The sequence below is a fragment of the Pseudomonas sp. K5002 genome (genome assembly GCF_013386655.1).
Classification (GTDB): Bacteria; Pseudomonadota; Gammaproteobacteria; order Pseudomonadales; family Pseudomonadaceae; genus Aquipseudomonas.
Window position 1 is genome coordinate 1 of sequence record NZ_JACARK010000607.1, and the last position, 6543, is coordinate 6543.

The 6543-nt window shown below is 58.8% G+C and carries 5 protein-coding genes and 1 pseudogene; 3 read left to right on the top strand and 3 right to left on the bottom strand.

What is annotated here, in order from left to right:
* Together HX846_RS24625 and HX846_RS24630 are read left to right on the top strand one after the other, a co-directional pair.
* Window positions 1-238: pseudogene (locus HX846_RS24625) on the top strand (cytosine permease); the annotation flags it as partial.
* A 111-nt stretch (window positions 239-349) separates the two neighbouring features.
* Complete coding sequence (locus HX846_RS24630; RefSeq protein ID WP_003210730.1) at window positions 350-1732, top strand: sodium:solute symporter; 1383 nt, start codon at window positions 350-352, stop codon at window positions 1730-1732.
* Window positions 1733-1792: 60 nt separating this feature from the next.
* Here the strand turns inward: HX846_RS24630 and HX846_RS24635 are convergent, their stop codons facing one another.
* From HX846_RS24635 to HX846_RS24640, 3 genes are all read right to left on the bottom strand, one after another.
* On the bottom strand, window positions 1793-3892 hold the full coding sequence (locus tag HX846_RS24635; RefSeq protein ID WP_178966269.1) for an FAD-dependent oxidoreductase: 2100 nt from the start codon (window positions 3890-3892) through the stop codon (window positions 1793-1795).
* 441 nt (window positions 3893-4333) lie between these two features.
* Window positions 4334-4456, bottom strand: coding sequence for a PA1414 family protein (locus HX846_RS39730; RefSeq protein WP_003210728.1), 123 nt, complete (start codon window positions 4454-4456; stop codon window positions 4334-4336).
* A 137-nt stretch (window positions 4457-4593) separates the two neighbouring features.
* Window positions 4594-5487: a LysR family transcriptional regulator gene (locus HX846_RS24640; protein WP_003210727.1), complete on the bottom strand. Its 894-nt coding sequence runs from the start codon at window positions 5485-5487 to the stop codon at window positions 4594-4596.
* 104 nt (window positions 5488-5591) lie between these two features.
* Between HX846_RS24640 and HX846_RS24645 the strand changes: the two genes are divergently transcribed.
* Window positions 5592-6543, top strand: a 952-nt coding sequence (locus HX846_RS24645; protein WP_178966270.1) for a YbfB/YjiJ family MFS transporter, incomplete at its 3' end; no start/stop codon positions are given.

A 6543-nucleotide genomic window follows, 5' to 3' on the forward strand; every position in this document is an offset into this window, starting at 1 on the left:
CTGGATCCCGAGTGCGCTGGTGGGCCTGTGCTTCGTCAACCTGCCGGGGCAGTTTGTCGGGCCGCTGGGCAACCTCGCCGACGGCATCGACATCAGCTTGCCGGTGACCCTGGGCCTGGCCTCGCTGGTGTACCTGACACTGCTTCGCGTGTTCCCTGAACCGGCTGCCGTCTACGGACCGACTGTGGCGAGGGAGCCTGCTCCCGTTCGACTGCGCAGCAGTCGCGAGGCTGCCTGATGAATTGCGTGGAATGGATTGGGGCTGCAATGCAGCCCAGCGGGAGCACGCTCCCTCGCCACACAGCCCCCTTTAGCCCCACATAAAAAAGATAATCGGAGACTCGCCGTCATGGCCTTAGATCTATTCGTCGTCCTCATCTACGCCGCCGGCATGCTGGTGCTCGGCTACTACGGCATGCGCCGCGCCAAGACCCATGAAGACTACCTGGTGGCCGGCCGCAACCTCGGCCCGACGCTGTACATGGGCACCATGGCTGCCACGGTGCTGGGCGGTGCGTCCACCGTCGGCACCGTGCGCCTGGGCTATGTACATGGTATTTCCGGTTTCTGGCTGTGCGCCGCGCTGGGCGCGGGGATCATTGCGCTGAACCTGTTCCTGGCCAAGCCGCTGCTGAAACTGAAAATCTTCACCGTGACCCAGGTCCTGGAGAAACGCTACAACCCCATGGCCCGCCAGGCCAGTGCGGTGATCATGCTGGCCTACGCGCTGATGATCGGCGTGACCTCGATCCTGGCCATCGGCACCGTGCTGCAAGTGTTGTTCGACCTGCCGTTCTGGATGTCGGTATTGGTAGGCGGTGGCGTGGTGGTGGTTTATTCGACCATTGGCGGAATGTGGTCGCTGACCCTGACCGACATCGTGCAGTTCGTGATCAAGACGGTCGGCCTGATGTTTATCCTGCTGCCAATCTGTCTGTACCGCGTCGGCGGTTGGGATGAATTGGTGGCCAAGCTGCCCGCGTCGAATTTCAGCTTCACTGAAATCGGCTGGGACACCATCATCACCTACTTCATGATCTACTTCTTCGGCATCCTGATCGGCCAGGACATCTGGCAACGGGTGTTCACCGCCCGTGACGAAAAGGTCGCCCAGTACGCAGGCACCTTCGCCGGTTTCTACTGCATCCTCTACGGCCTGGCCTGTGCGCTGATCGGCATGGCCGCCCACGTACTGATCCCGGACCTGGACAACGTCAACAATGCGTTCGCCGCCATCGTCAAAGTCTCGCTGCCCGACGGTATCCGCGGCCTGGTGATCGCCGCTGCACTGGCCGCGATGATGTCCACCGCCAGCGCCGGCTTGCTCGCCGCTTCCACCGTATTGACCGAAGACCTGCTGCCGCGCCTGCGTGGTGGCAAGCAGTCAAGCTTGAAGATCAACCGTCTGTTTACCTTGCTGACCGGTATCGCTGTGTTGGGTATCGCGCTGGTGGTGAGTGATGTGATCAGCGCACTGACCCTGGCATACAACCTGTTGGTGGGCGGCATGTTGATCCCGCTGATCGGGGCGATTTTCTGGAAGCGTGCGACAACTTCCGGGGCGATCACCTCCATGACCCTGGGTTTTGTGACCGCGCTGGTGTTCATGATCAAGGATGGTTTGGACGCCAATACGCCGATCTACTACAGCCTGGGTGTGGGCCTGGTGAGTTTTGTGCTGGTGAGCTTGCTGTCCCGTCGTCCGGAGGCTGTTGCGGCTCGGGCGATCTGAAAAAACAGTTGAAAGAAGCTTTCTTCAGCGGGTGCGACGTCGGATGTCGCACCCGTTTTTTTATTCCCACATTGCCGAAACCGCCGGCGCTCTGGCCTGGATGACTTCCTGGACCAAAGACGCCCATACCAATCCCTGCGTGGTGCCCCCGGCATAAGTTGCCCCCGCGACAATGCGGTTGTAGGCGGACCAATGCACGATTGAAAGTCCATCTGCGGTGCCGGGCCTGGCACATTCGATTTGTTGCAAGTCGCCACGTTCGATTGCGCGGCTGCAGGACTTTGGAAAGTGTCGAGAAACGGCAGCCAGGCACGCCGCCCGTATCTGTTCCTTGTACTGCGGCGTCGAATCGGGCGGCACCTGCCCGGCGGAGACAAGGATGCAGTTCCCGTCCAGGCGGCAATTCATGACGCCGATTGGCAGGTCGTACTGCAGCTTGAGTCCGCGCATGTCGACACCTTCATCATCAACGGCGCGCAGCTTGAAAAACCAGCCAATGATCGGGATGACCTCTGGCTCGTCCACCCCCATGGCCGTGACGACAAAGTGCTCTCTACTCAGATCGGCAATTTGGACCGGACTCAGGTGCCGTGGCAGGAACTCAACCCCTGAGCGCTGCAAAAGCGTCACCATCTCATCCATTAAATGGATAAATTCCAGATCGTAGCCCGACACCTCAATCGCCCGCCCGACCTCGGGAACTCCATACATTGCCTGGAATTGCAGCTGACTGATCTCTGCAAGCTCTCGCCCCGGCTTGCCACTCGGCCAAGGCCTGTTTTCTATATCACGTTGCTCGCGGATCGCGGCCTCCGTGCCACTGGAGTCGTCCACATAGGCTCGTACAATTCGCGATCGTGCAAATCGTGCCAGCGATGGGTTGTCGGCCAGGAATTTTTCAAACAGCTCGATGCCTGCGCGATTGCACTCAATGGCCAGGTACTGATTTGCGGGAGTCAGGTAATCGTTAGGCAGCGGTTTTGCAGTCGTCTCCGTTGCCGACAGATGACGCATGTTCACCTGCTTGTGACTGGCACCATCACGCTGCTGATTTCCTCCGTAAACCGTGACCTGATAATTTGCCAGGCGGAACATCACGGCTTGGAGCAGCCCGTTGATACCTCTGCCGATGATCGACACACGCGGCGCACCGGCATCGGCTTGCCGAGAGGGGATCGCCAAAGAGTGTGCGAGTTTGCGCCGGACAAGGCCGCGCAAGGCCATCAAGCTCAGTTGCACCGAGACCGCATAGTCGAGGTCGCAATGGCAGGCTTCGGTGGTGGCCGCCTGTGTGGTCAGCGTCGCCGGCTTGTACCACGTGGAGACACTGCAGCCGAGCGCTTGTGTGCGCACCCGAAACGCATCCAGTGTCCTGGGGCCGTAGTCCAATATGAGCTGGATGTCTTCGGAGATTGCCAGGGTCTGCAACGCATCGTCGCTAAAGACATCCGGCTTGGCGACACAGACAAGGCGAGCCTTTCTGTGCAGGCACTGAATGAGGGTCCGATCAATGCGATAAATGGATTCATCATTCAGGGATAAGCATAGGGCGACTGCATTGGCCCCCTCGAGCGCCTCAAACCAGTCGTCAACCAATGAAACCCTGCAATCGGAAGAGGCGTTCCCGAAACTGTACGGCACTCGATCGCGTCGATCCAACACCTTAATCCGAACATCCGGATCTCGAGCAAGCAACAACTTAACAAGCTCTTTCCCTACATTGCCGTATCCCAGTACACAGATGTCATGGGGCAAGGAGCCATCGGCCAGCGTCAGCCAGTGCGCAATATAGGCAGCAACATGCGGCGCATTGACCCCTGGCGTGTTAATCACTCGAACATTGTTGCGCTCGCACAGATCCAATCGGATCTTATCCAGACTTGTACCTCTGCGGACCAAATAGAGTTCGCCAAATGGGTGGGATATACGCCATTGGTTGATGACGTCGGCATCAATAACCTGGTCTGCGACAACGAGCGTTGATGGGCGCAGCAGTGCAATCTGTATAAGCAGAGCCTGCTTGGTTAACGTCGGCGGGAAAAACACCACGTTGCCGGGTGCATCAGCTTTCCAGCCACGCGATGCAGGGGCGATATGCAAGATGTTTTCGGTGGTGGCAATAAGTGACGCGGCGACTGGCGGAACGGAAGAGAACATCATGGTTTTGTCTCCAACAGTTCTGACTGGCTCCTACTCCGGAGAGCGCAACTCAATGAAGTTGGGGGCTTGTAAGAACTGCAAACGATACAAATCTTTTCGTGATGAAACTCAACCTACGCCTATCCTAATAATCAAATAAGCCGGTCGACTCTGACAAACAGGTAGTCCAATTCCGATACTTAATGGCAAAACTCGACTGACGCGCACACGTCCGGACTACCAATCGGTATTACCGTGGCATTGTTAAATTAAATATTTGAAGGATTATTCCGAAAGCAGGTGTCTTGAGAAAATCACCAAACCCCGGAAATGAAAACGTCCGGCCAAAGCCAGACGAAGAATTGAAGTACACAGCAACGGGTCATGATCAATCATGACTCCAATACATAGGCAAACCTCCTGGCCGCGCCCAAACAAACATGCTTGAGCGCTTTCCAGGACTTACCTGCGACGCGGGCGACGCTGCTCGTCATCGGTGCGGATTGGCACCGGTTGCAGCGGTGGCTCGATCAAGCCGAGTGCGACGCCGAGGTCGTGCAGCCAGTTTTGCAGTTTCTCTTTCATGGTGCCCCCTTGGGGTAATGCCGAGCGGCTGGAATTCTGTGGCCGCTTCCTACAGATAGTAGTCTTAAGTCTTACGTATTGCTTGAACGAAACCACAACGAACTATTACTGAATTGATCAAAATCCTGACGGATCGTTCAAGCAATCGCTCGGGTTTCGGTTTCCGGTAGCACCTTGCCCTCCTGCTGCAGGTCAATCCACGCATTGAGGTTAGCGCCGAGCATGCCCTTGCGCCACATCAACCAGGTGGTGGCGCTGGCAAAAGGCTCGGCCAGCGGATGAATGGACACGCTGTCCTTGCCCGGCAGGCTGTCGAGCATCGATTCCGACATCAACGCCACGCCGGAACCGGCGATTACACAGGCCAGCATGCCCTGGTAGGACTCGATCTCGATGGCCCGGCCCATGGCCACGCGATCGTGGGAAAACCAGGCTTCCAGGCGCGCCCGATAAGAACAACTGCGTCGGAAAGTGAACACCGAACGGCCGGCAACATCCTGCGGCCCACGCACCGGCGGATGATCCGCCTCGCAGATCAGCAGCAGGCGCTCTTCGCACAGCGGCACGCCGTCGAGGGTGGCCAGGGTCAACGGCCCATCCACCAATGCGGCGTCCAGGCGCCCGGTGATCAAGCCTTCCAGCAGTTCACCGCTGGGAGCTGACTGCACCTGCAGGTTCACCATCGGATACGCCTTGTGGTAACGCGCCAGCAGCTTGGGCAAATGAATCGCCGCCGTGCTGTACATGCTGCCGAGCACAAAGTCTCCAGCCGGTTGCCCGCCCTGCACCGCGCCATGGGCTTCGTCATGCAGGGCCAGCAGGCGCGCACTGTAGTCCAGCAGCACTTTGCCTGCAGGAGAAAGCTGCAAGCGCTGGCGCTCGCGCACGAACAGTTCAACGCCCAGTTGTTCTTCCATCTGTTTAAGCCGGGTCGACAGGTTGGACGGCACCCGGTGCAAGCGCTCAGCGGCACGGGTGATGGAGCCTTCCTCGGCCACGGCCTGGAAAATCCGCAATTGACTGAACTCCATCACCATTCTCCAAAACTGAACAAGTTACTCACTATTATTCATTTTTAAAGAAAGTCAATCCGCTTTAGCCTGATGGTCACTCGCTGCTCCCAGGAAAAACCACCATGTCACCGCTGATCCGCTTACTCGCCAGCTTTATCGCCCTGATGATGGCCATGGGCATAGGTCGATTCGCGCTCACCCCGCAAATGCCGCATTTGCTCAGTGAAGGGCAGATCGACCTGACCGGCGCCGGCCTGATTGCGGCGGCCAACTACCTGGGTTATTTCGTCGGTGCGGTGGATTCGATCTTTGCCCGCAGCCATCACCATGTACGCGGGCGTTTGTACGGCGGGCTGTGGCTGTGTGTGCTGCTGACCCTGGCGTCGTACTGGGCCCACGGGTTCTGGCCGCATCTGTTGTTGCGCTTTGGTACCGGTGTAGCCAGTGCCTGGGCGCTGGTGATGATTACCAGCCTGAGCCAGCCGCTGGCCATTGCGGCCGGGCGCCCACGCCTGGGTGCGCTGGTATTTGCCGGGCCGGGGCTGGGAATTCTCTTGACCGGGTTGCTGGCGCTGGGCTCCAACCTGTTGGGGCAAGACTCTGCAACCTTGTGGCTGGTGTATGGGGTAGTCGCCCTGGTCATGCTGCTGGCAATCCTGCCGTTCCTGCCCAAGCCTTCTGCTGCCGACTCGCCCGCTGCCAGCCACACCGACGTGGCCAGCAACGGCAGCATCACACACCTGTGCTGGATCTACGTGTTGTATGGCCTTGGCTACATCATCCCGGCGACATTCCTGTCACAGATGGCCAGCGCGCAATTCAAGGGCGCATGGCAAGCAGACCTGTTCTGGCCCTGCTTTGGCCTGGCTGCCGCGATTGGCGTGGTGGCGGCCAGTTTGCGCCGCAAGGACCCGGACACCACCCGTCGCTGGCTGATGACAACCCTTTGGCTGCAAGCGGCAGGCGTGTTTGCCTGCCTGCTGGGCAACGGTTGGGGGCTGGCGCTGGGGGTGTTGCTGTGCGGTGGGCCATTCCTGGCGTGCATGCAACTGGTGATGGCGCGCTTGCGTGAGG

What these genes read in the sequence shown, in the direction of transcription:
- HX846_RS24640 (WP_003210727.1), bottom strand. Translation starts at nt 5,487, where the DNA reads ATGGAGTTCAGTCAATTGCGGATTTTCCAGGCCGTGGCCGAGGAAGGC.
- HX846_RS24635 (WP_178966269.1), bottom strand. Translation starts at nt 3,892, where the DNA reads ATGATGTTCTCTTCCGTTCCGCCAGTCGCCGCGTCACTTATTGCCACC.
- HX846_RS39730 (WP_003210728.1), bottom strand. Translation starts at nt 4,456, where the DNA reads ATGAAAGAGAAACTGCAAAACTGGCTGCACGACCTCGGCGTCGCACTC.
- HX846_RS24630 (WP_003210730.1), top strand. Translation starts at nt 350, where the DNA reads ATGGCCTTAGATCTATTCGTCGTCCTCATCTACGCCGCCGGCATGCTG.